Annotated in this window: 30 protein-coding genes and 1 pseudogene; 12 read left to right on the top strand and 19 right to left on the bottom strand. The window is 70.4% G+C overall.

Going from position 1 to position 24,728, the window contains the following annotated elements; all coding sequences use genetic code 11:
- Positions 1 to 43: 43 nt before the first annotated feature.
- The 3 genes from bcp (at position 44) to BN1701_RS33560 (ending at position 2,225) form a co-directional block, all read left to right on the top strand.
- Positions 44 to 508: a thioredoxin-dependent thiol peroxidase gene (bcp, locus tag BN1701_RS33570; protein WP_054055454.1), complete on the top strand. Its 465-nt coding sequence runs from the start codon at positions 44 to 46 to the stop codon at positions 506 to 508.
- Positions 509 to 631: 123 nt separating this feature from the next.
- Complete coding sequence (locus tag BN1701_RS33565; protein WP_054055453.1) at positions 632 to 1,585, top strand: GlxA family transcriptional regulator; 954 nt, start codon at positions 632 to 634, stop codon at positions 1,583 to 1,585.
- 1 nt (position 1,586) lies between these two features.
- Positions 1,587 to 2,225 (top strand): DJ-1/PfpI family protein, encoded by a 639-nt coding sequence (locus tag BN1701_RS33560; protein ID WP_054055452.1) that lies wholly within the window; start codon positions 1,587 to 1,589, stop codon positions 2,223 to 2,225.
- Positions 2,226 to 2,231: 6 nt separating this feature from the next.
- On the opposite strand, the gene rdgB is transcribed toward BN1701_RS33560, so the two are convergent.
- The 7 genes from rdgB to BN1701_RS33525 are packed head-to-tail and all read right to left on the bottom strand — an operon-like array spanning position 2,232 to position 7,011.
- Positions 2,232 to 2,825 carry an RdgB/HAM1 family non-canonical purine NTP pyrophosphatase gene (rdgB, locus tag BN1701_RS33555; protein WP_054055451.1) on the bottom strand — a complete coding sequence of 198 codons (594 nt, stop codon included), beginning with the start codon at positions 2,823 to 2,825 and terminating at the stop codon, positions 2,232 to 2,234.
- Positions 2,822 to 3,568: a ribonuclease PH gene (gene rph / locus BN1701_RS33550; protein WP_054055450.1), complete on the bottom strand. Its 747-nt coding sequence runs from the start codon at positions 3,566 to 3,568 to the stop codon at positions 2,822 to 2,824. The genes rdgB and rph overlap by 4 nt, the downstream gene beginning before the upstream one ends.
- Positions 3,569 to 3,578: 10 nt before the next feature.
- Entirely contained in the window at positions 3,579 to 4,352 is a 774-nt protein-coding gene (locus tag BN1701_RS33545) for an MBL fold metallo-hydrolase (RefSeq protein WP_054055449.1), read from the bottom strand.
- A gap of 35 nt (positions 4,353 to 4,387) precedes the next feature.
- Positions 4,388 to 5,188 carry a glutamate racemase gene (murI, locus tag BN1701_RS33540; RefSeq protein WP_054055448.1) on the bottom strand — a complete coding sequence of 267 codons (801 nt, stop codon included), beginning with the start codon at positions 5,186 to 5,188 and terminating at the stop codon, positions 4,388 to 4,390.
- Positions 5,185 to 5,817 carry a rhomboid family intramembrane serine protease gene (locus BN1701_RS33535; RefSeq protein ID WP_054055447.1) on the bottom strand — a complete coding sequence of 211 codons (633 nt, stop codon included), beginning with the start codon at positions 5,815 to 5,817 and terminating at the stop codon, positions 5,185 to 5,187. The genes murI and BN1701_RS33535 overlap by 4 nt, the downstream gene beginning before the upstream one ends.
- Before the next feature lie 10 nt (positions 5,818 to 5,827).
- Positions 5,828 to 6,550: an aspartate/glutamate racemase family protein gene (locus BN1701_RS33530; protein WP_054055446.1), complete on the bottom strand. Its 723-nt coding sequence runs from the start codon at positions 6,548 to 6,550 to the stop codon at positions 5,828 to 5,830.
- Positions 6,547 to 7,011 carry an SRPBCC family protein gene (locus tag BN1701_RS33525; RefSeq protein ID WP_054055445.1) on the bottom strand — a complete coding sequence of 155 codons (465 nt, stop codon included), beginning with the start codon at positions 7,009 to 7,011 and terminating at the stop codon, positions 6,547 to 6,549. Before BN1701_RS33525 ends, BN1701_RS33530 begins: the two co-directional genes overlap by 4 nt.
- Before the next feature lie 59 nt (positions 7,012 to 7,070).
- Here BN1701_RS33525 and BN1701_RS36670 point away from each other — a divergent pair, with 59 nt between their 5' ends.
- Together BN1701_RS36670 and BN1701_RS33515 are read left to right on the top strand one after the other, a co-directional pair.
- The gene (locus BN1701_RS36670; protein WP_054055444.1) at positions 7,071 to 7,295 is read left to right on the top strand and encodes a hypothetical protein; all 225 of its coding nucleotides are present in this window, start codon (positions 7,071 to 7,073) and stop codon (positions 7,293 to 7,295) included.
- The gene (locus BN1701_RS33515) at positions 7,292 to 7,630 is read left to right on the top strand and encodes a type II toxin-antitoxin system PemK/MazF family toxin (RefSeq protein ID WP_082860224.1); all 339 of its coding nucleotides are present in this window, start codon (positions 7,292 to 7,294) and stop codon (positions 7,628 to 7,630) included. Before BN1701_RS36670 ends, BN1701_RS33515 begins: the two co-directional genes overlap by 4 nt.
- Position 7,631: 1 nt before the next feature.
- Here BN1701_RS33515 and BN1701_RS33510 read toward each other — a convergent pair whose 3' ends face one another.
- The 6 genes from BN1701_RS33510 to clpS form a co-directional block, all read right to left on the bottom strand.
- Positions 7,632 to 8,582, bottom strand: a complete 951-nt coding sequence (locus tag BN1701_RS33510) for a PLP-dependent cysteine synthase family protein (RefSeq protein ID WP_054055442.1) — start codon at positions 8,580 to 8,582, stop codon at positions 7,632 to 7,634.
- A 14-nt stretch (positions 8,583 to 8,596) separates the two neighbouring features.
- Positions 8,597 to 8,875: a MoaD/ThiS family protein gene (locus tag BN1701_RS33505; RefSeq protein WP_054055441.1), complete on the bottom strand. Its 279-nt coding sequence runs from the start codon at positions 8,873 to 8,875 to the stop codon at positions 8,597 to 8,599.
- A gap of 78 nt (positions 8,876 to 8,953) precedes the next feature.
- Positions 8,954 to 9,415, bottom strand: coding sequence for a Mov34/MPN/PAD-1 family protein (locus BN1701_RS33500; RefSeq protein WP_255364670.1), 462 nt, complete (start codon positions 9,413 to 9,415; stop codon positions 8,954 to 8,956).
- Between the two features lie 63 nt (positions 9,416 to 9,478).
- Positions 9,479 to 10,429, bottom strand: coding sequence for a P1 family peptidase (locus tag BN1701_RS33495; RefSeq protein WP_054055440.1), 951 nt, complete (start codon positions 10,427 to 10,429; stop codon positions 9,479 to 9,481).
- Complete coding sequence (locus BN1701_RS33490) at positions 10,426 to 10,986, bottom strand: DUF2017 domain-containing protein (RefSeq protein ID WP_054055439.1); 561 nt, start codon at positions 10,984 to 10,986, stop codon at positions 10,426 to 10,428. The genes BN1701_RS33495 and BN1701_RS33490 overlap by 4 nt, the downstream gene beginning before the upstream one ends.
- The gene (clpS, locus tag BN1701_RS33485) at positions 10,983 to 11,282 is read right to left on the bottom strand and encodes an ATP-dependent Clp protease adapter ClpS (protein WP_054055438.1); all 300 of its coding nucleotides are present in this window, start codon (positions 11,280 to 11,282) and stop codon (positions 10,983 to 10,985) included. Before clpS ends, BN1701_RS33490 begins: the two co-directional genes overlap by 4 nt.
- Before the next feature lie 101 nt (positions 11,283 to 11,383).
- Between clpS and BN1701_RS33480 the strand changes: the two genes are divergently transcribed.
- Both BN1701_RS33480 and BN1701_RS35090 read left to right on the top strand, forming a co-directional pair.
- The gene (locus tag BN1701_RS33480) at positions 11,384 to 12,679 is read left to right on the top strand and encodes a nicotinate phosphoribosyltransferase (RefSeq protein ID WP_054055437.1); all 1,296 of its coding nucleotides are present in this window, start codon (positions 11,384 to 11,386) and stop codon (positions 12,677 to 12,679) included.
- A 10-nt stretch (positions 12,680 to 12,689) separates the two neighbouring features.
- A complete protein-coding gene (locus tag BN1701_RS35090; RefSeq protein ID WP_231949793.1) occupies positions 12,690 to 13,262 on the top strand; it encodes an isochorismatase family protein in 573 nt (190 codons plus the stop codon).
- On the opposite strand, the pseudogene wecB reads toward BN1701_RS35090, so the two are convergent.
- From wecB to BN1701_RS33470, 3 genes and pseudogenes are all read right to left on the bottom strand, one after another.
- A pseudogene (wecB, locus tag BN1701_RS33475) lies at positions 13,262 to 14,359 on the bottom strand (non-hydrolyzing UDP-N-acetylglucosamine 2-epimerase); the annotation flags it as partial. The gene BN1701_RS35090 and the pseudogene wecB sit on opposite strands and share 1 nt — an antisense overlap.
- 240 nt (positions 14,360 to 14,599) lie before the next feature.
- The gene (locus BN1701_RS35085) at positions 14,600 to 14,767 is read right to left on the bottom strand and encodes an LPXTG cell wall anchor domain-containing protein (protein WP_082860223.1); all 168 of its coding nucleotides are present in this window, start codon (positions 14,765 to 14,767) and stop codon (positions 14,600 to 14,602) included.
- A gap of 17 nt (positions 14,768 to 14,784) precedes the next feature.
- Positions 14,785 to 15,537, bottom strand: coding sequence for a choice-of-anchor P family protein (locus tag BN1701_RS33470; RefSeq protein WP_054055436.1), 753 nt, complete (start codon positions 15,535 to 15,537; stop codon positions 14,785 to 14,787).
- A 252-nt stretch (positions 15,538 to 15,789) separates the two neighbouring features.
- On the opposite strand from BN1701_RS33470, the gene xrtP reads away from it, so the two are divergent.
- The 5 genes from xrtP (at position 15,790) to BN1701_RS33445 (ending at position 20,952) form a co-directional block, all read left to right on the top strand.
- Positions 15,790 to 16,344, top strand: a complete 555-nt coding sequence (xrtP, locus tag BN1701_RS33465; protein ID WP_369800662.1) for an exosortase P — start codon at positions 15,790 to 15,792, stop codon at positions 16,342 to 16,344.
- Between the two features lie 44 nt (positions 16,345 to 16,388).
- Positions 16,389 to 17,717 (top strand): glycosyltransferase, encoded by a 1,329-nt coding sequence (locus BN1701_RS33460; RefSeq protein WP_054056344.1) that lies wholly within the window; start codon positions 16,389 to 16,391, stop codon positions 17,715 to 17,717.
- Positions 17,717 to 18,244 carry a hypothetical protein gene (locus BN1701_RS33455; protein ID WP_054055435.1) on the top strand — a complete coding sequence of 176 codons (528 nt, stop codon included), beginning with the start codon at positions 17,717 to 17,719 and terminating at the stop codon, positions 18,242 to 18,244. Before BN1701_RS33460 ends, BN1701_RS33455 begins: the two co-directional genes overlap by 1 nt.
- A gap of 323 nt (positions 18,245 to 18,567) precedes the next feature.
- The gene (locus tag BN1701_RS33450) at positions 18,568 to 20,598 is read left to right on the top strand and encodes an ATP-dependent DNA helicase (RefSeq protein WP_054055434.1); all 2,031 of its coding nucleotides are present in this window, start codon (positions 18,568 to 18,570) and stop codon (positions 20,596 to 20,598) included.
- Between the two features lie 39 nt (positions 20,599 to 20,637).
- Positions 20,638 to 20,952, top strand: a complete 315-nt coding sequence (locus tag BN1701_RS33445; protein ID WP_082860482.1) for a hypothetical protein — start codon at positions 20,638 to 20,640, stop codon at positions 20,950 to 20,952.
- Between the two features lie 213 nt (positions 20,953 to 21,165).
- Here BN1701_RS33445 and BN1701_RS33440 read toward each other — a convergent pair whose 3' ends face one another.
- The 3 genes from BN1701_RS33440 to serB form a co-directional block, all read right to left on the bottom strand.
- Positions 21,166 to 22,098, bottom strand: a complete 933-nt coding sequence (locus BN1701_RS33440) for a DDE-type integrase/transposase/recombinase (RefSeq protein ID WP_197672169.1) — start codon at positions 22,096 to 22,098, stop codon at positions 21,166 to 21,168.
- 503 nt (positions 22,099 to 22,601) lie between these two features.
- Positions 22,602 to 23,357 carry a peptidyl-tRNA hydrolase gene (locus BN1701_RS33435; RefSeq protein WP_054055431.1) on the bottom strand — a complete coding sequence of 252 codons (756 nt, stop codon included), beginning with the start codon at positions 23,355 to 23,357 and terminating at the stop codon, positions 22,602 to 22,604.
- Positions 23,354 to 24,571 (bottom strand): phosphoserine phosphatase SerB, encoded by a 1,218-nt coding sequence (serB, locus tag BN1701_RS33430; protein WP_054056343.1) that lies wholly within the window; start codon positions 24,569 to 24,571, stop codon positions 23,354 to 23,356. Before serB ends, BN1701_RS33435 begins: the two co-directional genes overlap by 4 nt.
- Positions 24,572 to 24,728 lie beyond the last annotated feature (157 nt).

Here is a 24,728-nt window from a genome sequence, read left to right as displayed (position 1 = left end):
ATACCCCGAAGGACTAACGCGGTGCTGCACTAGCGTCAATGTCATGACGCGTCTCTCCGCGGGCGACACAGCGCCCGACTTCACGCTCCTGGACAGCGAGGGCACCGAGGTGTCGCTGTCGGACTTCCGCGGCAAGTCCGTGGTCGTCTACTTCTACCCGGCCGCGGCCACCCCCGGCTGCACCAAGCAGGCGTGCGACTTCCGCGACAACCTCGGCGAGCTCAACGAAGCGGGCTTCACCGTCCTGGGCGTCTCCCCCGACAAGCCCGCCAAGCTGGCGAAGTTCGTCGCCGACGAGGGCCTGACCTTCCCGCTGCTCTCCGACCCCGACCGCGCCGTGCTGACCGCGTGGGGCGCCTACGGGGAGAAGCAGCTGTACGGCAAGACGGTCACCGGCGTGATCCGGTCGACCTTCATCATCGACCCCGACGGCGTCATCACCCACGCCCTCTACAACGTCCGGGCGACCGGGCACGTGGCGAAGCTGCGCAAGGACCTCAAGGTCTGATGTCCGAAAGCGAGGGCGACCTGTCCTCGCCGACACCGCAGACCTGCCAGAAGCCTGCCTGATGTCCGAAAGCGAGGGCAGCCTGTCCTTGCCGACATCGCGGACCTGCCAGAAGCTGGTCCCATGCACCACGTGGTCGTCCTCGTCTACCCCGGTATCCAGCTGATCGACGCCGTCGGCCCGGCTGAGGTGTTCGCGGGCGCGCGGTCGTTCGGCGCCGACTACGAGCTGACCGTCGCCTCCCTCGACGGCGCCCCGGTGCGCAGCGAGTCCGGGCTCAGCCTGTGCGCCGACCGCGCCGTCGCCGACGTCGATCGGGCCGACACGCTGCTGGTCGCGGGCGGTTTGGGGTTCCGCGCCGCCTGCGGCCCGGCGGCGGTCGCCGAGGTCCGGCGGCTGGCCGAGCGCGCCCAACGCGTCTGCTCGGTGTGCAGCGGCGCGTTCGTCCTGGCCGAGGCGGGCCTGCTCAACGGCCGCCGAGTCACCACCCACTGGGCCGCGGGCACCGAACTGGGCCGGGCGTATCCCGAGGTCACCGTCGAGCCCGACCGGATCTTCGTCCGGGACGGGGCGGTCTACACCTCGGCCGGGGTCACCGCCGGGATGGATCTGGCGCTGGCCCTGGTCGAGGCCGACCACGGCGTCAAGATCGCGCGGACGATCGCGCGCTGGCTGGTGATGTTCCTGCAGCGCCCCGGTGGCCAGTCCCAGTTCTCCACCCGGCTGGAGCACCCGGTTGGCGCCGGTTCGCCGCTGCGGCCCGTGCTCGACGAGATCGCCGCCGACCCGGCCGCCGACCACCGGGTCCCCAGCCTGGCCCGCCGCGTCGGGGTCTCCGAGCGGCACCTGGGCAGGCTGTTCGCCGACCAGCTCGGCACCACTCCCGCGCGCTTCGTCGAACGCGTCCGCGTCGAGGCCGCGCGCGGACTGCTGGAGGACAGCGTCATCACCGTCGCCGCTGTGTCCAAGCGCAGCGGTTTCGGCAGCCCGGAGACCTTGCGGCGGGCGTTCGTCCGCGTTCTCGGCGTGGGCCCGGACGACTACCGGGCCCGGTTTCGCACCACAGAGAGGAACTGACATGCAGGTGGCCGTCGTGCTCTATGACGGGGTGACCGCGCTCGACGCGGTCGGTCCGTACGAGGTGCTCAGGGCGATGCCCGGCACCGAGATCCGGATGGTCGCACACGCGCCCGGACCGGTGATGACCGACTCGGGTGTGCTGACGCTGGGCGCGAGCCACAGCTACGCCGACACGCCCGCGCCGGATGTGGTGCTCGTCCCCGGCTCCTCGCGGGGCACTCAGGCGGCGATGAACGACCAGGAGCTCACGGGCTGGCTGGTGTCGGTCCACAACACCACCCGCTGGACCACGTCGGTCTGCACGGGCTCGCTGATCCTGGGCGCTGCCGGGCTGCTCCAGGGCCTGCCCGCGACGACGCACTGGCTGGCGCAGGACCTTCTCCCGCTGGTCGGGGCCGTCCCGTCGCCGAGTTCGCGCATCGTGCACTCAGGCAGGATCGCCACCGCGGCCGGGGTGTCCGCGGGGATCGACCTGGCCCTCTGGCTCGCGGGGGAACTGTGTGGGCGGGAGGTGGCGGAGTCCATCCAGCTCGGCATCGAGTACGACCCCCAGCCGCCCTTCGACGCGGGACACCCGTCGAAGGCATCGGCGGCGGTCGTGGCGGCGACCCGCGCCGCGATGACGGCGAGCGCGTAGGCGGGATCAGCCGAGGTCGCGCAGGTGCGGCAGGAGCAGCGCCAGAGCGCGGCCGCGGTGGGACTGGGCGTCCTTCTCCGCGGGCTCCAGTTCGGCTGACGTCCGGGTGTCGCCGTCGGGGACGAAGATCGGGTCGTAGCCGAACCCGTTCTCGCCCCGGCCGGACCGGACCAGCCTCCCGCGCCACTCGCCGCGGACGACGGTCTCGGGCCCCGACGGCACCACGAGCGCCGCGGTGCACACGAACGCGGCACCGCGCCGCTCGTCGGGGACGTCGGTCAGCTGGGCCAGGACCAGGTCGAGGTTGGCCTGGTCCTGGCCGTGCTTGCCGGACCAGCGGGCCGACAGGACGCCCGGCATGCCGTTGAGCGCGTCGACCGCGATGCCGGAGTCGTCGGCGACCGCGGGCAGACCGGTGGCCGCCGCCGCGTCTCGGGCCTTGGCCAGCGCGTTCTCCTCGAACGTCGCACCGGTCTCGGGCGCGTCGGGGAACGGCTCGACGTCGTCGAGGCCGACGATCTCGATGCCCGTGTCGACCAGGATCCGGCGCAGCTCGGCGAGCTTCTTCGCGTTGCGCGAGGCCAGCAGGACCCGGGTCATGACGGGAGGGTGCCGGGGTAGGGCGCGGCGAGCGCCTCGGCCTGGATCCGGTTGAGCTCGACGCAGCCCTGCAGGGCGTAGTCGAGCATCTGGTCGAGGGTGGAGCGGGCGAAGGTCGCGCCCTCGCCGGTGCCCTGGACCTCGATGAGCGTGCCGACGTCGGTGGCCACGACGTTCATGTCGACCTCGGCGCGCACGTCCTCCTCGTAGGGCAGGTCCAGCCGGACCCGACCGCCGACGACGCCGACGCTGACCGCCGACACCGCGCACGACAGCGGCTGCGGGTCGGCCAGTTTGCCCGCGGCGGCCAACCAGGTGATCGCGTCGGCGAGGGCGACGTAGGCGCCGGTGATCGCCGCGGTGCGGGTGCCGCCGTCGGCCTGGATGACGTCGCAGTCGAGGTGGATCGTGTTCTCGCCGAGGGCCCCGAGGTCGATGCACGCGCGCAGCGAGCGACCGATGAGCCTGCTGATCTCGTGCGTGCGGCCGCCGACGCGGCCCTTCACCGACTCGCGGTCACTACGGGTGTTGGTCGCCGAGGGCAGCATCGCGTACTCGGCGGTGACCCAGCCGAGCCCGGAGCCCTTGCGCCAGCGCGGAACCCCGTCGCCGATGCTCGCCGCGCACAGCACCCTGGTCTTGCCGAACTCCACGAGCACCGAGCCCGCGGGCCAGTCCTGGTAGCCCCGGGTGAGCTTGATGTCCCGGAGCTGGTCGTCGTTCCTGCCATCGCTTCTCGCCACGACGCAGAGCCTAGATGTCGTACACACACCCCTGTTCGACCAGGATCACTTCGCCGTCGTACGCGGCGCGGACCTCGGCCATCACGGCGTCGGTGTCGGTCCATGGCGGGATGTGGGTGATCAGCACGCGGCCGACGCCGCCCGCGGTGCCCAACTGGCCCGCCTCGGTGCCGGAGAGGTGCAGGTCGACCGGCCGCTGCCCCGGCGCGTGGGTCCAGCACGCCTCGGCGAGCAGGACGTCGACGCCGTCGACCAGGTCGTCGAGGGCGTCGGTGACGCCGGTGTCGCCGGTGTAGGCCAGGGAGCGGCCGCCGTGGCTGATGCGGAAGCTGAAGGCCTCACAGGGATGCGCGGCGGCGGCCACCACGATCTCGAACGGTCCGATGTGGATCTTTCCGGGCCGCAGCGTCTGGAAGTCGTACACATCGGACAGGTCGGTGATCATCCGGTCGGCGTCGTCGGTCGCGTAGGCCGCGGCGAACCGCTCCGGCGCCGCCGATGGCGCGTGCACGGCGAGTTTGCGCTCCCGGGGATCATGCGGCGGATCCGGGTGATAACGCCGCAAAACCGACAGCGCGGAGAAATCCGCACAATGATCGGCGTGCAGATGTGAGAACAGCAGCGCGTCGAGTGCGAACGGGTCGGCGACGGCCTGCAGCGCGGCGAACGTGCCGTTGCCGAGTTCGATTCCGAGCAGGAATCCCTCAGCCGACAGCAGGTATCCGGACGCGGGGGCATTCGGGCCGGGGATGCTCCCCGAGCAGCCGAGGACGGTCAGCAGCACCTCGGCAGCCTGTCACAGCGAAGCGCCCGGCGCGATCACTGATGAGCCAATGGAGCAATAGCCGCCAATTCCGGCCCCAGGAATCTGCGTGCCAGACGATGAAATGGCTCGGCGGGGCCGGTCGCCATGAATTCGTGCACCGGCTCGCCCGCGTCCTCGGCGAACAGGTCGTGCTCGGCGAGCACGCGGAAGACGTCCTTGGCGCACTCCTCGGCGCTGGAGACCAGGGTGACGTCCTGGCCCATGACGACCTGCAGGACACCGGTCAGCAGCGGGTAGTGCGTGCAGCCGAGGACGACGGTGTCGACGTCGGCCTCCTGCAGCGGCTCCAGATAGGTCTGCGCGAGCCCGAGGATCTGGCGGCCGCTGGTGACGCCCCGCTCGACGAAGTCGACGAACCGGGGGCACGCGGAGCTGGTCACCTTGACGCTGGGGGCGGCGGCGAACGCGTCGTCATAGGCGCGCGAGCGGATCGTGCCCGCGGTGCCGATGACGCCGATCCGGCCGGTCTTCGACACCGACGCCGCCCGACGCACGGCGGGGACGACGACCTCGACCACCGGGATGCGGTAGCGCTCCCGCGCGTCGGCCAGACACGCGGCGGAGGCGGTGTTGCAGGCGATGACCAGCATCTTCACGCCGTCTTCGACCAGCCGGTCGGCGATCGCCAGCGCGTGCGCCCTGACCTCGGCGACGGGCAGTGGGCCGTAGGGGCCGTTGCCGGTGTCGCCGACGTAGCGCAGCCGCTCGTGCGGCAGCTGGTCGAGGATGGCGCGCGCGACGGTGAGCCCGCCGACGCCGGAGTCGAAGATGCCGATCGGGGCCTGGACGGTCACACCGTGAACGTACCGGGCGCGGGCTTCTCGGCGGCGGTCGACTTGGTCGCGACCGCGGCCAGCCAGGCGGCCAGGATGCCGCCGACGGCGCCGAACAGGTGGCCCTGCCAGGAGATGTGGGGGTCGCCGGGCAGGACGCCGAAGAGCATCGATCCCCAGTACAGGAACAGCAGGGCCGCGACGCCCAGCTGCAGCAGGCTGCGGTTGAAGATGCCGCGGACCAGGAGGAACGCCAGCCAGCCGAAGCACAGCCCGGACGCGCCGACGGTGACGGTGTCGCTGTTGCCGCTCAGCCAGACACCGACGCCGGAGACGACCCAGATGGTGGCGGTGACCGCGGCCCACTGGGCCAGGCCGTTGGCCATCGCGAGGAAGGCGAACACCAGCAGCGGGATCGTGTTGCCGATCAGGTGGCCCCAGTCGGCGTGCAGCAGCGGCGCCCACAGGATGCCGTCGAGGCCGCCGAGGCTGCGCGGGACGATGCCGTTCTGGTCGAGGTCGGCGGGGAGGATGACGTCGAGGAGCTCGATGAGGTAGAGCAGGACGGCGAACCCTGCGACCACGATGGCGGCCTGGGGCAGGTTCGCCGGGACGACGCGACCTTGGCTGCGGGCTGGCTGAGTGCTCACACCGTCGAGGTTACGGGCTGGAACGGGGTTGTGGATCGGGTGAAACCCTGAGGTCGTCCCCGAGCGCGATGTCCACGGCGAGTTCGGCGTGCAGGCGGGTGGTCGGGAAGACCGGAACCGGGCTGTCGGCCTGGCTGACCAGCAGTTCGATCTCGGTGCAGCCCAAGATCATCCCCGCCGCGCCGCGCTCGACCAGCCGAGTGATGACGTCACGGTAGGCCTGCCGCGACTCGTCCCGGACGACGCCTTGGACGAGTTCGTCGTAGATGACTCGGTGCACGGTCGCACGGTCGTCGGCGTCGGGGACCAGGACGTCGAGACCGTGGCTCGCGAGCCTGCCGGTGTAGAAGTCCTGCTCCATGGTGAAGGCGGTGCCGAGCAGCCCGACGCTCGTGATTCCCGTACGGCGTACGGCGGCTGCGGTCGTGTCGGCCAGGTGGAGCAGGGGGACATCGATGCGGTCGGCGACCTTGTGCATGGTGTTGGTGCAGAGAACGACGATCTCCGCGCCTGCCTCGACGAGCGTGGCGGCGGCGGAGTTGAGGACCTCGGCCGCGTCGTCCCAGCGGCCTTCGACCTGCATGCGCTCGATCTCGGCGAAGTCGACGGAGTAGAGGACGCAGTGCGCGGAGTGCAGCCCGCCGAGGCGTTCGCGGACTCGCTCGTTGACGATGCGGTAGTACTCGATCGAGGATTCCCAGCTCATGCCGCCGAGCAGGCCAATGACCTTCACGAGCCGTCCACGGCGCTTCGCAGGCGGTGCAGGGAGTCCTCCATGCGACGGGTGATGTCGCGGGTGCCGAAGAGTTTCATGGCGATCTTGCGGAGGGTGTCCGCGGGCTGCTGGAGGGTGCGGAGGCGGACGATGGTGGCGTCGCCGTCCGGCTCCAGCTCTATGCGGAAGACGGAGGAGGACGAGTAGACGGGGGCAGGCTTGCCGTTGAGGCGCTCGGCGGTGTGCTTCCAGGCGATGAGCTTGTCGGGGATGAACTCGATGATCTCCTGGTCGATCTCTGACCGCTTGCCGTCCCATCGCCCGTGCTGCGTCCGGCGCTGCCCGACGCCGGTGCCTTCGATGACGTCGGTGCGGTCGGCGAAGCTGAACCAGTCGGGTGCGCGGTTGGCGTCGGAGACGACGGTCCAGACGTCGGATATCGGGGCGTTGACGCGGCCGACTCGTTCGATCTCAATCACGGGGACAAACCTACGCCCACCGGTTGGACGACCTGAACCGTCGCGTGCATACTGGATGTATGCAGACGAGCATGCGAGTTTCGGCGAGCAATCGGGACGCGTTAGCCAGGATCGCCGAGAACGAACTGGGCGGCGTGAGTCTCGACGAGGCGCTGCGAATCGTTCTGTTCGAGCACGCGACGCGGGTGGCGTTGGCGCGGCTGGCCGCTGACCCGGATGCCGCGGGCGCATACGCGGCTGAGGCGGCGACAATGGCCGACACCGATGCGGTGGTCGAAGAGTGACCGCTCGCACCCTCGCTCCATGGCAAGTGTGGTGGGTCGACTTCGACCCACAAGTCGGCCGGGAGCAGGCCGGGCAGCGCCCGGCGATCGTGGTGGGCACGACCCTGGCTTGCGAGCTGCCGAATCGGCTGGCGATTGTCCTGCCATGCACGACCACCGACCGAGGCCTGCCGTTCCATCCTGCCGTCGACCTCGGTCGACCTTCGTTCGCGATGTGCGACCAGATCAAGTCCGTGAGCGTGAACCGACTTGTCCGCCGTCATCCCGCGCGGCTGCTGGACTCCGAGATCGAGAACGTCCGGTTCGTGCTGCGCCAGATGATCGACGTGGGCTGAGCTACGCCCAGAGGTGGCCGTCCAAGCGTTCCGCTGCCTCATCGAGAGTCCCGCTGTAGGCGCCGGTGGAGAGGTATTTCCAGCCCGCGTCGGCGACGATGAAGGCTACGTCCGCGGGTTCTCCTGTGCCCGCCGCCTTCTCCGCCACGGCGAGGGCCGCGTGGAGAATGGCGCCGGTCGAGATGCCCGCGAAGATGCCCTCGACCTCCAACAACTGCCGGGTCCGCCGCAGCGCGTCGTAGGAGCCGACGGAGTAGCGGCCGGTCAGGACGTCGGGGTCGTACAGCTCCGGCACGAAGCCCTCATCGAGGTTGCGCAGGCCGTAGACCAACTCCCCGTACCGCGGCTCGGCGGCGATGATCTGGACGTCCGGCTTGTGTTCCCGTAGGTACCGGCCGACGCCGACCAGGGTTCCCGTGGTGCCAAGGCCCGCGACGAAGTGGGTGATCGTGGGCAGGTCGCGCAGGATCTCCGGGCCGGTGCCCGCGTAGTGGGCGCCCGCGTTGTCCGGGTTTCCGTACTGGTAGAGCATCACCCACTCCGGGTTCTGCTCCGACAGTTCGCGCGCGCGGCGGACGGCCTCGTTCGAGCCGCCCGCTGCCGGGGAGTACACGATGCGGGCGCCGTAGGCCTGCAACAACAACTTGCGTTCTTCCGAGGTGTTCTCCGGCATGACGCAGACCAGGCCGTAGCCCTTGATCTTGGCGGCCATGGCCAGCGCGATGCCGGTGTTGCCCGAGGTGGGCTCCAGGATCGTGCTGCCATGGACCAGCCTGCCGTCGCGTTCGGCGGACTCGATCATGGCCAGCGCGGGGCGGTCCTTGATCGAGCCCGTCGGGTTGCGGTCCTCCAGTTTGGCCCAGAGCCGGACGTGCGGTGCGGGCGCCAGATTGGGCAGCCCCACCAGCGGTGTGTCACCGAGCGAATCGATGAGCGTGTCGTACCGGGCCATGACGGGGTCGCTCCCTAGCGCGCGCCGCCCGCGACCGCGGGCAGGATGGTGAGGTTGTCGCCGTCGGCGACCCTGGCCTCGAGGCCGCCCGCGAAGCGCACGTCCTCGTCGTTGACGTAGATGTTGACGAAGCGGTGCAGCACGCCGTCCTTCACCAGCCGTGACTTGAGGCCGCCGTGGTTGGCCTCGAGGTGGTCGATGACCTCGGCCACGGTCGCGCCCGCGGCCGGGACGGACTTCTCGCCGCCGGTGTGGGTGCGCAGGATGGTCGGGATGGAGACGGTGACAGCCACGTGGAACCTCCGGGTTTGCCTGATTCAGTGAGATAGAGCGCGCAGGAAGCCGGTGGCTATTCCGGGTTCCGCGTTAAGTCACAGAGCGCTGGGCTCAGTGAAGTCGTCCGGGCCCGTGTGGGCGAACCGGTAGGACTCGACGACCTCGACGGGCTCCTCGGTGATGAGGCCGTCGACGATGCGGAACGAGCGCAGCTCGTGTTCGTGCGGGTCGCGGGTCGAGATGAGCACGTAGTGTGCTTCGGGCTCGGCGGCGATCTTCGCGTCGGTGCGCGACGGATAGGCCTCGGTGGCGGTGTGCGAGTGGTAGATGACCACGGGCACCTCGTCTTTGGCAGCCATGTCGCGGTAGAGCTTGAGCAGGTCGGTCGAGTCGAACTCGTAGAACGTCGGCGACCGGGCCGCGTTGAGCATGGGAATGAACCGCTCGGGGCGGTCGGTTCCCTCAGGGCCCGCGATCACGCCGCACGCCTCGTCCGGGTGGTCGCGACGGGCGTGCGCCACCATCGCGTCCACTAGGTCTCGGCGGATCTGCAACACACCTCCATCCTACGTGGTGGATGACCCACTCCCAGTCTGTGAGAGTTCGCACGTCCGCCCGGTTCAGGCCCAGACGTCCTGGTAGGAGCGCAGATCCCCGACGGTCGTGGCCGCCAACACACCGTGCACCACCGCGCGGGCGAACACGTCGGCCGCGGCGGCGTAGAGCGCGTCCAGTTCCAGGGGCGACGCGACCGCGCGGGCACCGGTCGCCGCGGCGAAGACGGTGTCGCCGTCGAACAGCGAGTGCGACGGCCGGACCGCCCGGGCGATGCCGAGTTGCGCCGACATCGCCAGGCGGCGGCACTGGGCCTTGTCGAGGGCCGCGTCGGTGGCCACCACCCCGATGGTCGTGTTGAGGTCGGAGGCGACGACGCCCAGGTCAGCGGCCCGTCCGGGCGGCTCTGGAAACTCGCCGGGCAGCCCGAGGTCCTGCGCCCACGGGGTCCCGCTGGCCAGATCGATGACCTCACCACGGGCGTTGACCGCGGCCAGCGCGCCCACGGTGAACTCCCCCACCCGCGCGCTCGCCGTTCCGATGCCGCCCTTGAGCGACCCCGCCCGGGCGCCCGCGCCCGCGCCGACCGTGCCCTGCGCGACGGTGGTGGACGCCGCCGAGCACGCCGTGTAGCCGAAGTCGCTGGTCGGCCGGTTGCCCCAGTCGCCGCGCGGCAGGTCGAACAGGACCGCGGCGGGGACGATCGGCACCACCTCGTGCGCGTTGACTCCCACTCGGTAGCCCCGGTTGCGCTCCGACAGCCACCGCATGACGCCGTCGGCCGCGGCCAGGCCGTAGGCGCTGCCGCCGGACAGGCAGACCGCGTCGATCCGGTCGACCAGATTCTCCGGGGCGAGCAGGTCGGTCTCGCGGGTGCCCGGCGCTCCCCCGCGGCCGTCGACGCCGCCGACGGTGCCCTCGGGCAGCAGCACGACCGTCGTCCCGGTCGCCCAGCCGTCACCGACCCGGTGGTGGTGCCCGACTAGGACCCCGGGCACGTCGGTGATCGCGTTCATCCCTCGGCCAGCGCCTGGACCAGTGACTCCTGTACCCAGGTCAGCCAGTGGTAGACGGCCAGGTGCGGGCTGCGCGGGTCGTCGTCGGGCAGCTCGTCCGGCATGTCCTCGGAGATGTCGATGGCGGTGCCCAGGGCCAGCCGGACGTCGTTGAGCGCCGAGAGCCACGCGTCGGCCTGCTCCACCGACAGCTTGACCTGCCCGCCGTACATCGGGCAGGTGTCGAGGACGACGCCCGCGACCCCGGTCTTGAGGTCGAGCAGCGCGGGCTCGTGCAGCGAGCGCAGGACCGCGGCCGAGTCGAGGTCCTCCTTGCTCGGGTTGTCGTCGTCGAGCCGGTGGAAGTCGGGCAGCAGGCGGGAGAGCACCGGATCGTCCGGCGAGGTGGTCGGGCCGGTGCGCATGCCGGTCAGCTCGGCCAACTCGTCCTGCGGGGTCTCCTCGATACGCGCCTTGAGCATGTCGTCGATCTGGGAGACCAGGCCGCGCAGCACGGCGGCCTCCTGCTTGTCGAGGTCGCCGTAGACCTTGTCACCCTTGCGCTTCCACGGTTTCACGACTGGTGTTCCATGGTCGCCCAGAGCCCGGCGGCGTGCAGCCGTGCCACGTCACCCTCCATCGTCTCCTTGCTCCCCGCTGACACGATGGCCTTGCCCTCGTGGTGCACGTCGAGCATCAGCTTGGTCGCCTTGTCGCGGCTGTAGCCGAACAGCTTCTGGAAGACATAGGTGACGTAGGACATCAGGTTGACCGGGTCGTTCCAGACGACCGTCTGCCATGGTCTGTCCTCAGAGACCACTTCGGCACCGGCCGATGTGGCCTCGCTCTGCTCCATGTCGACGGGGGCGGTCATGGCGACAATGGTGGCATGTCCGCCGCGCGCGAGTGCGGCGGATCTTCATTCGATCGGAGTACTCGCGATCACACGGCCGGACACGCCCTAAGCTCACCGCCATGCCAGGGATCGCCCGCAGCAGCGCGCTGCTCACCGACCACTACGAGCTGACCATGCTGGCCGCGGCGCTGGCCGACGGCACGGGCGACCGGACCTGCGTGTTCGAGACCTTCGCCCGCAGGCTGCCCGACGGCAGGCGCTACGGCGTGGTGGGCGGCACGCGGCGGGTCGTCGACGAGATCGGCGCGTTCCGCTTCGGCGACGACGAGCTGCGCCACCTGCGCGAGACCGCCGTGGTCGACGCGAACACGCTGGACTGGCTGGCCGAGTACCGGTTCTCCGGCGACGTCGACGGCTACCCCGAGGGCGAGCTCTACTTCCCCGGGTCGCCCATCCTGACCGTGCGCGGCACGTTCGCCGACGCGGTGGTCCTGGAGACGCTGGTCCTGTCGATCCTCAACCACGACAGCGCGATCCTGTCGGCGGGCGCCCGGATGGCGGGCGCGGCCAACGGCAGGCCGATCATCGAGATGGGCTCGCGCCGCACCCACGAGCAGGCCGCGGTGTCCTCCGCCCGCGCCGCGTACATCGCTGGGTTCACCACCACGTCGAACCTGGAGGCAGGCCGCACGTTCGCGATCCCGACCAGCGGCACCTGCGCGCACGCGTTCACCCTGCTGCACGACTCGGAGAAGGCCGCCTTCGAGGCGCAGGTCGCCGCCCTCGGCGCGGGCACGACGCTGCTGGTCGACACCTACGACATCACCCAGGGCATCGCCACCGCGGTCGAGGTCGCGGGGACGGCGCTGGGCGCCGTCAGGATCGACTCCGGCGATGTCGGCATCCTGGCCAGGCAGGCCCGCGAGCAGCTCGACGCCCTCGGCGCCACACAGACCAGGATCGTGGTCTCCGGCGACCTCGACGAGTACGCCATCGCCGCGCTGCGCGCCGAGCCGGTCGACGCCTACGGCGTGGGCACCTCGCTGGTCACCGGCTCGGGCGCACCGACCGCGGGCATGGTCTACAAGCTCGTGGAGGTCGACGGCCGCCCGGTGGCCAAGCGCAGCTCGCACAAGGAGTCTCGCGGCGGCGCCAAGCTGGCGCTGCGCAGGCACAAGCCGACGGGCACGGCGCTGGAGGAGGTCGTCTACCTCGCCGCCGGTGACCAGCCGGAGATCGGCGAGCACGATCGGCCGCTCCAGATCCCTCTGATGCGCGGTGGACAACCGGTCGACGGGTTGCCCACGCTGGAGGACAGCAGGCAGCGGGTGCGCCATGGCCTGGTGAGCCTGCCGTGGGAGGGCCTCAAGCTCTCCGCGGGTGACCCCGCGATCCCGACCGTCTACGTCAACTAGGGGTGTCGAAATGGACCGGACCGCGCTGATCGTGGTGGACGTGCAGAACGACTTCTGCGAGGGCGGCTCCCTCCCGGTCGCGGGCGGCGCGGCGGTCGCGCGGGCGATCAGCGCGCATATCGCCGATTCGTCCTACGACCACGTGGTCGCCACCCGCGACTACCACCTCGACCCGGGCGCGCACTTCAGCGCGGAGCCCGACTTCGTGAACTCGTGGCCCGTGCACTGTGTGGCGGGCACGCCGGGCGCGTCGTTCCACCCGGAGTTGGACGTCTCGGGCATCGAGGCCGTCTTCTCCAAGGGCGCGCACGCCGCGGCGTACTCGGGCTTCGAGGGCGTCGGCCCGGGTGGGGTGGCGCTGGCGGACTGGCTGCGCGCGCACAGTGTCGGCAAGGTCGACGTGGTGGGGATCGCGACCGATCACTGCGTCCGGGCCACCGCGATGGACGCCGCGCGCGACGGGTTCAGCACGACCGTGCTCCTCGACCTGACCGCGGGCGTCGCCGCGGCCACCACCGAGTCGGCGCTGACCACGTTGCGCGAGGCCCAGGTCGGGCTCGTCGGGGAACCCAAGGTCGGCTGACCCAGCAGCCGCGCGACCGCGTCGCGGACCCTGGCGGCGGCGTGGCCGTCACCGAACGGGTTGCTGTCGGCGGGCACGCGCAGGCCGGTGCGCAGGATGTGGTCGGCGTGGGCCAGCAGTGTTGGACCGCTGGTGCCGACCAGCCACGCGCAGCCCGCGTCGACGGCCTCCCGGCGTTCGGTGACCTCGCGCGCGACCAGGACGGGCACGCCGAAGGTGGGCGCTTCCTCTTGGATGCCACCGGAATCAGTGATGACCAGCGCGGCCCGGCGCAGCGCGCGTACCAGGTCCGGGTAGTCCAGCGGCGGGGTCACTGCCACCCGGTCGGCGTCGCCGAGGACGGCGTGGACCTGGGCGCGGACCGCCGGGTTCGGGTGGGTGGGCAGCACCACATGGACGTCTGGGTGCCGCTCGACCAGGGTTCGCACGGCGCACAGCACCTCGTTGAGCGGCGGGCCCCACGACTCGCGGCGGTGGACCGTGACCAGCACCAGCCTCCCGGGCAGCGCCTCGACGGCGGCCAGGGTGGGGTTGGTGGCGGGCTGGTCGGCCGCGGCGATGTGGCGCACGGCGTCGACGACGGTGTTGCCGGTGATCACGATGTCGCGGTCGGGGACCGACTCGCGGCGCAGCGCGGCGGCGGCGTCCGGGGTCGGCGCCAGGTGCAGGGCCGCGACCCGGGCGACCATCTGCCGGTTGCCTTCCTCGGGGAACGGCGCGGCCAGGTCGCCGGTGCGCAGGCCCGCCTCCAGGTGCACCACCGGGATCCCCTGCCAGAACGCGCACAGCGCGCCCGCCAGGGTGGTGGTCGTGTCGCCCTGGACGATCACCGCGGCGGGGCGCCTGCGGGTGAGCACGGCTTCGAGTTCGGGCAGCACCTCGGCCATCAGCTCGGCCTGGCCGCCGCCGCCCCTGGTCACCGCCAGCGCCTCCGCCGGCGCCAAGCCGAACGGGGCCAGCGCCTGCTCGACCATGCCCACGTGCTGTCCGCTGTGGATAATGACCGGCCGCAGCACCGGGTGGTCGGCCAGCGCCAGCGCGACCGGCGCCGCCTTCACCGCCTCCGGCCTGGTGCCGACCAGGAGCAGGACCTCCACGCTCTCTCCTTGCGAATAAAGGGACTCCGGGCGGGATCACCCGCCCGGAGTCCACAGTGGATTCCACTGGGATACCGCTAGTGCCGTGTCCACGAACGTTGCCAGGCTCTCGACGGCCCAGCTTCCCGCCGGCCGCACCGCCGAAACGCCCAAGCACACCCGGTACGAGCGGCATTCCGGCGGCACGCCCAGCGGAAACCTGGATCCGCCGATAGCCCGACAACGCTCATGGACACAGCACTAATCGACTTCCGCGGTGTACTGACGCCTGCGGTACGCGTGCAGCAGCAGCGCACCCAGCACCAGCAGCACGATCCCCAAGGCGATCCACCAGCCGACGTTGGCACCGGTGGCCGCCAAGCCCGCGCCGCCGCCGACGATGGCGCCTCCGGTTGGAGCTCGGTACACGCTCTGGCCTCCCGCCGCTATCCGGCCGCGGTGAGCGCGCGCCTGCGGAGCACCGTGATCGTGACCGGGATCGCGGCCACGCCCAGCAGGCCGAGACCGATCCACAGACCAGCGCCCGAGGCCATCGGGATCGGCGGGGCCGCAGGCCCGCACCGGGCCTGGCCGAGGATCACGTCACCGGTGCCGAGGAGGGCGTTGAGCTTGATGTGCACCGCGTTGACCGTGAGGCTGCCGTCGGGGTTGTTGATCTGCTCGTTGAAGGTGATCGACACCAGCGGCGGCGGGATCGGGCCGGACGGCACCGAGATCGTGGTGTTCGGCGCCGGGCTCGCACCCACGGTCACCCCGGCCAGCTGCACGTTGGCCAGGGTGGTCGTGCCGGAGTTGCCCGCCTGGGTGGCGTCGCATACGGCTTCGATCGCACCGATGGAGCCCAGACCCGCCAGCGCGATCTGCACGTTGGCGAGGTCGGCCTCGGCGTGCACGGCGCCGGTCGCGTCGTCGCGCTCCGCCCGGCTGGTGACCACGCCCGCGGAGACCACGGTGGGGATGTTGAGACTGGCCAGCTGCGCCGTGGTCGGGCCGTCGGTGTTGCTCGGCGCCAGCGGCGCGACGTTGACCGCGGGCGATCCCAGCAGCGTCAGGTTCGCGGAGGCGACGTAAGCCGAACCGTCGCCTGGGGCGGCCGATGCGGGTAGCGCGCCGACCAGCAGCGCGGCGGCGGCCATCAGGCCGACCGCGCCACCCCGGCGCACCGAGAGCTTATGCATCAATTCCTCCGATTTCAGTTGGGACTCAATGTCCTATCGGTGACCTTGCCAATAATTCGACGGAATAAACACGCGAATACCCGATCGTGTGAACTGGCTAGTTAACCCACCCGCGATAAGCAGGCCTCTTAACTCCGCGTGAGCAGCGGTCTTCGGGTTCACCCGATCCAGCGATCGAGTTCTCCACCCGATCAACCGATGATGTGTCACGACAGTCGGGGCCAAGAACGCCGAAATCGGAGGTCATCCCTGGTGGCGATCGCAGGCTCACTGCCGTTGCCCAGCACACCTCGAACGACGACAGGCGGTCGTGTCCTCATCGCCGCCCTGGCCACCACCGCCGTGGCGCTGATCGTGCTCAATCGCGCGTACCGGACCGCGGAAATGGCGCTGGCCAGCGGAATTCTCAATGTCGTCACCTCATCGGGGGTATATCTCGCGGCGCAACGCCAAACGGTTTACTTCGGGCTCGGCACCGACCATCCATTCGGGCTGCAAATGAGCCCGGAATGCACCTCGGCGTTTCTCGTCCTGCCGCTTCTGGTGGTCGGCGCGATCATGATCGGGCTGCGGCCACGCATCGCCGGGCGCGTGCTCGGCGCGCTCGCGCTGGCCACGCTGGCCGTCGTCGTGGTCAACCAGCTGCGCATCCTCACCCTGGTCGGCCTGATCGAGTGGCTGGGCACCGACCGCGGCTACTACTGGGGCCACACGCTGCTGGGCTCGATGGTCAGCATCATCGGTGGCGCCGCCGCGCTGGTGATGTTCGTCTGGATGTCGACCCGCAAACCCAAGGCGGAGCGGTGAACCTGGCCCTGCTCCTGGGACTGACCCAGGCGCTCGCGCTCACCATGAGCGTGGCGTTCGTGACCTACGTGGCGCTCATCGTGGTCCCCTACCTGCGCCACCAGCGGCTGCCGGGCGGCGATCCCACGAAGCTGGAGTGGCACTTCTTCGTGCCGTGCCGCGACGAGGAGAGCGTCATCGGCGACACCATCGCCTACCTGCGCGAGACCTTCCGCGACGCCCACGTCTGGGTCATCGACGACGACTCGGAGGACCGGACCGCCGAGGTGGTGACCGGGCTGCGCGGCCCGCGGCACGGCGGCACCGGCGACCAGCGGCTGCACCTGGTGCGCAGGCGGCGCCCGTTCGCCCGCACCGGCAAGGGCGACGCGCTCAACTCCGCCTACCAGGAACTCAAGCGCTGGCTGGGCAAGCACGCCGACACCGACCGGGCGATCATCGTCGTGGTCGACGCCGACGGCAGGCCCGCGCCGGACTGCCTGGAGGTGTGCTCGGCCGAGCACCTGTTCGGCGACCCCAGGGTCGGCGCCGTACAGGTCGACGTGCGGATGAGCAACCGGGGCACGCCGCAGAGCGAGCGCGGCTACGTCAAGCGCAAGTTCGGCACCGCCCTGGTGCGCATGCAGGACCTGGAGTTCCGCAGCGCCATCGCCGCGATCCAGCTCTCCCGCGGCCACACCGGCACCATCTCCATGGGCGGCAACGGCCAGTTCACCCGGCTGTCGGCCCTGGACAGCATCGTCGAGGGCGCGGGACCGTGGCGCGGGGCGCTGCTGGAGGACTTCGAGCTGGGCGTGCACCTGCTGACCGCGGGCTGGCAGACCGGGTTCACCGTCGACACCCACGTCGACCAGGAAGCTCTCTACAGCCTGCGCCGGTTCCTCACCCAGCGCACCAGGTGGGGTCAGGGCACCATGCAATGCGCCCGCTACGTCCGCCGCATCTGGGACTCCCGCCACCTGTCCACCCTTGGCGCCGCGGAGATGCTCTACTACCTTGCCCAGCCATGGATGCAGTTGCTCGGCACACTCATCTACCCCATCCCGTTCGTACTGCTGGGAATCCGAGCGACCCAGCAGCCCACCGAGGTCTGGGAATGGTTCACCGGCGGCGCGTGGCTGCTGTTCGCCACCTACGGCTCGTTCGGGCTGCTGCCGTTCATCATCTGGGGCCCGATCTACCGCAAGAAATGCGAACCGGACAAGAGCTTCTTCCGCGGACTGGCCTACGGATTCGCGTACGCGATCTACATCTACACCTTCTACATCACCTCGTGGCGCGCCCTCATCCGGCTCATCCGCGGCCACAACGGGTGGACAAAAACCCGCCGCAACACCGAAACCAGCCACCCCGTCGTCGCGTTGGACCACTAGTGACGACAGGCAGATGGATCAGCCGGTTCGCGGGGGTGCTCAGTTCGGCGGGGCTGGCGTTGCTGCTGTGCGGCGGCGTCAACGCGGCCGCGGACCCGGACCGCGAGGACAAGGCCAACCGCACCGCCTCCCACGGCTCCGGCCCCGACAGCAAGGCGGACAAGAAATCCAAGGGCGAACCCGCGGCGCGCAGGTGCGACCACGTCAAGCGCGTGCGCCGCGGCTGCCCTGCTCCCCCGCCGGTTGTCGTGCCCGCGGAGCCACCGCGTTCCACTCCCCCGCCCACTCCCCGACTCCCGGTCCCCACCAGCGCGACGAGCGTTCACAGCCCGAACCCACCTCAGTCCACCCCATCGGCAGGCCCGCCGCCGCACACCATCGACTACCCGGGCGGGACCGGGCTCTCGGACGCGACGAACCTGTCCACGACACCCACGCCCACCCAGCCGGTGGCGCTGGCGGGCCTGGCCGCCCTCGGCCTGGGCACCGGCGTCCTGATCATGGCCCGGCGCCGCGCCACGCGCTGACCCACACCGGGTAGCCCCGTTGTCGACGAGATCTCGCCGACAGTCATCACGTCGACCCCGCCCGTGACCACGTCGCCGAGCACCTCGCCCGCGACCGTGGCGACCCCGGCCGCGGCTCAGGGCCGGTCGACCCCGTCGAGCCTGGGCCGCCACCGGCGTGAACGCCCTGCCGCTCGTGCTGGTCGGACTCGCCGCACTCGGCCTGGGCACCGGCGCCGTCCTCGCCACCCGCCGCCGCGCCGCGCGCTGATCGAGAGGATGGACGCCCGCGCAGGCGCGAGCCCAACCACGGACTGACACCCCACAGCGGTACGGTCTTCGCTGTGTCGGACACCCTGCCCCCTCTGCGCGACCTGCTCGCCACCGCGGTCGACGCGGTCGGTGGGGCCGAGCGCTCGGGACAGGTCGAGATGGCCGAGGCGGTGCACGCGTCCATCCGGACCGGTGACCACCTGGCCGTCCAGGCAGGCACGGGCACCGGCAAGTCCCTGGCCTACCTGGTTCCCGCCATCCGCCACGCCGTCGCCAACGGGTCCACCGTGGTCATCTCGACCGCGACGATCGCGCTGCAGCGACAGCTGGTCGACCGGGATCTGCCGAGGGTGGCCAAAGCGCTCAAGGACTCGCTCAAGCGCACGCCGACGTTCGCCATCCTCAAAGGACGCCGCAACTACCTGTGCCTACACCGCCTCGACGGGCCGGAGGACGAGCCGGACGACCAGGTGCTGTTCGACCCGTTCGCCATCTCCCGGCTCGGCCGCGAGGTCACCCGCCTGCGGGAATGGGTCAGCGACACCGAGACCGGCGACCGCGACGAACTGGTCCCCGGCGTGTCCGAACAGGCCTGGCGGCAGGTCTCGGTGTCGGCGCGGGAATGCCTGGGCGCCTCGCGGTGTCCGATGGGAACCGACTGCTTCGCCGAGAAGGCCAGGGCCGAGGCGGGCCGGGCCGACATCGTGGTCACCAACCACGCGCTGCTGGCCATCGACGCGCTGCAGGGCTACCAGGTGCTGCCCGAGCACGACGTGGTGATCGTGGACGAGGCGCACGACCTGGTCGACCGGGTCACCTCGGTGGCCACGGGCGAGCTGTCGGCTGCGATGGTGTCGATCGCGTCGCGGCGGGTCGGCAGGCTGGTCGAGGAGGACACCGCCGACCGGCTCGCCGAGTGCGGCGAGGGCCTGGCGATGCTGCTGGAGGACGCGCCGACCGGTCGGCTGGACACGTTCCCGGAGCCGCTGCGGGTGACGGTCACCGCGATCCGCGACAGCGCGCACAACTGCATCACCTCGCTCGGCCCGGACCGGCAGGCCGACCCCGATGTCGTCGCCACCCGCAAGCTGGCGATGTCCATACTCGAAGAGGTGCACGACAACGCGGTCCGCGTCCTGGAGGCCTTCGGTTCCGACGACGCCAACCGCCGCGACGTGGTGTGGGTGACCGGCGACTTCGGCTCCAGCACCCCGCGCCCGCCGACGTTGAAGGTCGCGCCGCTGGGCGTGGCCGGGCTGCTGCGGGAGAAGCTGTTCGGCGAGAACACCACGGTCCTGACCTCGGCCACCCTGACCCTGGGCGGCACGTTCGACGCGCTGGCCAACCAGTGGGGCCTGCCGGTGCGGCAGAGCTCCAGCACGAAGGTCGACGGGATGGCCACCGACAAGGAGGTCGACTCCGACCACATCCGGTGGACCGGCATCGACGTCGGCTCGCCGTTCGACCACGGCCGCAGCGGCATCCTCTACACCGCCCGCCACCTGCCCCCGCCGGGCCGCGACGGCCTGCCCGAGGCGTACCTGACCGAGCTGCAGTCGCTGGTGGAAGCCGCGGGCGGGCGCACCCTCGGCCTGTTCTCGTCGATGCGCGCGGCCAAGAACGCCGCCGCCGCCCTGCGGGAACGCACCGAGGTGGAGATCCTCTGCCAGGGCGACGACTCGACGTCGCTGCTGGTCAAGAAGTTCGCCGAGAACCCGGCGACCTGCCTGTTCGGCACCCTGTCGCTATGGCAGGGGGTGGACGTGCCGGGCCCGTCGCTGTCGCTGGTGGTGATGGACCGGATCCCGTTCCCCCGCCCCGACGACCCCCTGGCCTCCGCCCGCCAGCGCGCCGTCGAGGCCCGCGGCGGCAACGGTTTCCTCACCGTCGCGGCCACCCACGCCGCCCTGCTGCTGGCCCAGGGCGCGGGCAGGCTCCTGCGCTCGATGGACGACCGCGGCGTCGTCGCGATCCTTGACCCCCGCCTCGCCACCGCCCGCTACGGCGGCTTCCTGCGAGCGTCCCTGCCCCCATTCTGGCCGACGACCGATGCCGAGGTCGTCCGCGCCGCCCTGCGCCGCCTGGCCAGTGCGGCAGGCTGAGCAGCAGTTCGATTCCCCTACGGAGGACGCGTGTCAGGCATTCCCGGCGAAACAGGTATCACCGTCGATGACGACGGTGTGCGCAGGCACCTCGCCGACGGCACCGAAGAGTCCGTGTCGTGGGCCGAACTCGCTGAGGTCGCAATCCGAACCACCCCAGAAGGCCCCTGGAAGGAAGACGTCTTCTTCCTCCTGATGCGTGAGGGCGGCGGCGGCTGCGCCGTCCCAGCGGGCGACCCTGCGGCCGACGACCTGATGAACCGACTCCAGTCGCTCCCCGACTTCGACAACGACGCCTTCGTCGAGGCCATGACCACCATCGAGGACGGCCTCTTCGTCATCTGGCGTCGCTGAGGCACCAGCCCAGCGACTAGCTGCGGCTTTTGCTTTGGGCTTTTAGCTTTGGCTTGGCTTTCGGCTTTCGGCTTTGGCTTTGGCTTTGGGACCAAAGTCCCTGCTCTTCCCCCAGCACCCTCGTCCCGGCAATCCCTTGTCCGGAACCAGCGTTGTCCAGGGTCAGCTTGCTGATCGCGCAGCGACGCCGCAGGCGCCCCCTGTTGCCTCATGTCAAGATGCCCGGATTGGGGGGTTCGTTGCCTCATCGGGTTGTGCCCGGCGGGGTGGTCGTGCGGGGGCGAGGTTGGGGTGGCCTTTGGCCCTGGAGATGTCCCAGAGCTGGTCCTGGACGGCGGCGATGTCGCGGCGGAGTTGGGCGGGGTTGAGCTGGTCGTACCAGCCGGTCACGTTGTCCTTGACCGGGCGGTCGATCGCGGCATGGGCGAGCAGCCGCTGGAACGGGGTCCTCGCGGTGTCGTGCCTCTTGATCACCTTCGCCCCGACACGGGTCTTGGACACCAGTTTCTGCTGCGGGGTGAAGAAGTTCGTCATCAACCGCAGCGGCTGGTAGAGCTCGTTGAGCAACTCGACCTCCCGGTCGGTGTCATGGCGCAGATACCCGACGGCCTGGCGCACCACCGACCAGTTCTTCTGCTCCACGTGGGCGTTGTCGTTGCTATGCCCAGGCCGCGACCGGGTGAAGGTGATCTCCCGATCGACGCAGTAGCGCAACAGGTGGTTGTTGATGAACTCCTGCCCGTTGTCCGAATCGATCCCCAGAATCGGGAACGGCAACGCCGCGGCGATGTCATCCAACGCGGCCACCACCCGGATCCCGGCCTTGTTCCGCACCGCCATCGTCTCGGTCCACCCGGTGGCGATGTCGGTGACGGTCAACGTCTGACAGAACTCGCCCTTGGAATTGCCGCCCTCATGCCCGACCAGATCCACCTCCACGAACCCCGGCCGGTCCTCATCCCACTGAGACCACGTGCGCACCGGGATCTGCGTCTTCAACAACGACCCCGGCTTCGTCCCCGACCGACCCTTGACCCGCAACCGGTCCCGCGCCCCAGCCAACCGGCGATCGATCGTCGCCGCCGACATCCCCACCAACCGGTCCCGCGTGTCCTGGTCGATCCGCAACTCCCCAACCTCCCGCAACCGATCCACGATCTCGGGCAGAAACGGCGCCAACCGCTTCCCTGCCGGGCCACCCAACACCGCCCAACACACCTCCAACGCAACGATCACCTCCCGCCCATAGAGCACCCGCGCCGGCGCCTTCCGTCTCCTGCCAACACGTTTCGGGACCAACCCACGCCGCAACGCCTTCCGCGCGTGATCACGATGCCACCCCGTCACCGCACACAACTCATCCAGAATCAGCGTCTTCCCCGCCCGCGACGCATCCCGATACCGCACCGCCACCTGCCGAGACACCGCATCACGCTGACCCATCGTCAATCCCATCCACCACGATGAACCCCACCCCACCACCCCAACCGACACCACGCCGACCAAACCGGGCACTTTCACATGAGGCAACGACCCACCCAAGCGGGCATTTCCGATGAGTCAACGCGCGCCCTTGACAACGCTGGTTCCGGACAAGACGCTCAAAGACGAGGGAGCCCCCGCCTTACACCTCGACGAATCCGCTCAGCTTAAGGAAACTGGCCCAGCACCGTAACCGTCCCTGGCGCCACCTCGGTAAACCCCGCATCCCGAACCGCCAACACCCGCCGCGCCTTCCAAGCCAGGTCAGGCGCGTCCCCAGGATGCAGATCAGCCCACGCAGCCTCACTCGGCACCCGAACCGCGCAGCGATAGCCCACCGCCGACCACGCACGCAAATCTGAATCAGGGAGCAGGGCCGCCAACAGCATCGTCGCGTGCCCGACCTGAGCCGCCGCCTTACCCGCCGTCATCGGCACCGAAGGGTTGCACCACAACACCGGCACCCCAGCAGGCACCGGCCCAGGCGAGTCATCCGGCAGGTCACTACCAGAGATCTGCAGCTTCGCCACCTCACGCGGCGTCTCGCTCACCAACCCGGGAACCAGCGCCCGCGCCGAAGCGCCTGCCACAGTCACCGTCACACCCGGTAGCGCCTGCACCGCCTCCCACTGCGCCCCCCGAGCCCGCCGCGACACCTTCCGGATCCGCCCCCGAACCCAAGCGTCCACATCGGAATGCCACGGTCCGTCCGGCGACGCCAACGGGTCCAGACACACCGCCACCGCCGCCGAAGCCGCCGCCGCCAGCAGCGAAGAACGGGCAGGCAGCTCACGCTCGATCCGCAAGATCACCGCCATGGCGCGGACCAGCGCCGGGTCCTCGTCAGCGGTGTCCCGAGTCGCCGACGCGGGCAAGGACAGCCAGGACGCGTAGCGGGCGGCGAGGGGAGCCAGAGTCGTCACAGGCGTTCGAGATCCAGACCGTCAGCGGCGTCCGCGGCCTCGACCTCGGCCCGCGTGACCCCGAGTACAAACAGGACAACGTCAAGATACGGGTGCGACAGCGCCGTGTCCGCTATCTCCCGCAGAGCCGGCTTGGCGTTGAACGCGATCCCCAGGCCTGCCGTCGACAGCATGTCGATGTCGTTGGCCCCGTCCCCCACCGCGACACACTGCGCCAGCGGCACACCGAAACCGTCCGCGAACCGGCGCAGGGCGACCGCCTTGCCCTCTCGGTCGACGACGTCGCCGACGACGCGCCCGGTCAGGACGCCGTCCTCGATCTCCAGTTCGTTGGCGGCGGCGAAGTCCAGGTCGAGGTCGTCCACCAGCCGGTCGATGATCGCGGTGAACCCACCGGAGACGACCCCGCACCGGAAGCCCAGCCGCTTCAGCGTCCGGATCGTGGTGCGGGCACCAGGGGTGAGCTCGATGCTCCGCGCGACCTCGTCCAGCACCGATTCGGGCAGGCCCTTGAGGTGGGCGACGCGGTGGTGCAGTGACTCGGTGAAGTCCAGTTCGCCGCGCATGGCGGCCTCGGTGACCTGGCGAACCTGCTCCTCGGCGCCTGCCTTGGCCGCGAGCATCTCGATGACCTCGCCCTGGATGAGCGTCGAGTCGACGTCGAACACGATCAGCCGCTTGGCCCGCCGGGCGAGCTGGTCGCGTTCCACGGCGATGTCCAGGCCGACCCGCACGGACACGTCGGCCAGCGCCGCACGCAGGCGGGAGTCGGAGTCGGCGTCGTCCTTGGCCACCGAGACGTGCACTTCCAGGCCGGTCACCGGGTAGTCCGCCACCCGCCGGATCGCGTCGATGTTGACTTCCAGCGCCGCCAGCCGACGGGCGACCTCGGTGAACGCCCGGGCCGTCACCGGCCTGCCGAGGACCACCAGCACGTGCGAGGACCCGAGCCGGGCACCGGACTGCGGGTCGGCGCCGATCTCGACCTCGACCCGCATGGCCACCGTCGCCATGGCCTGCTCGACGGACTCCTGGAGCCCTTCGGCGTCGTCGACCGCGCCGACCAGCACGCCGAGCACGAGCTGGCCGCGGATGACGACCTGCTCGACGTCGATGATCTCGACCCCGTGCCGGGTGAGCACGGCGAACAGGACCGACGAGACACCCGGCTTGTCGGGGCCGGTCACCGTGATCAGGACGGGAGTGCTGGGGATAGCCACCAGGATCCTCGTATCTCCGCGCGAAGCGGACAGGAGCGAGTCGGCGGCGCCGTTGCCGCGGCCGGACAGCCCAAATGTTACCGACGCGTCACGCCCGGGACAGACGCGGCCTCGCTCGCCGGGGCGGGCGAGGCGCCGCCATACCGGGGCC

This window comes from Alloactinosynnema sp. L-07, from assembly GCF_900070365.1.
In the GTDB taxonomy this organism is placed as follows: domain Bacteria; phylum Actinomycetota; class Actinomycetes; order Mycobacteriales; family Pseudonocardiaceae; genus Actinokineospora.
Note: the sequence above shows the minus strand (reverse complement) of the source record. Positions and strands in the feature narration are given on the sequence as shown.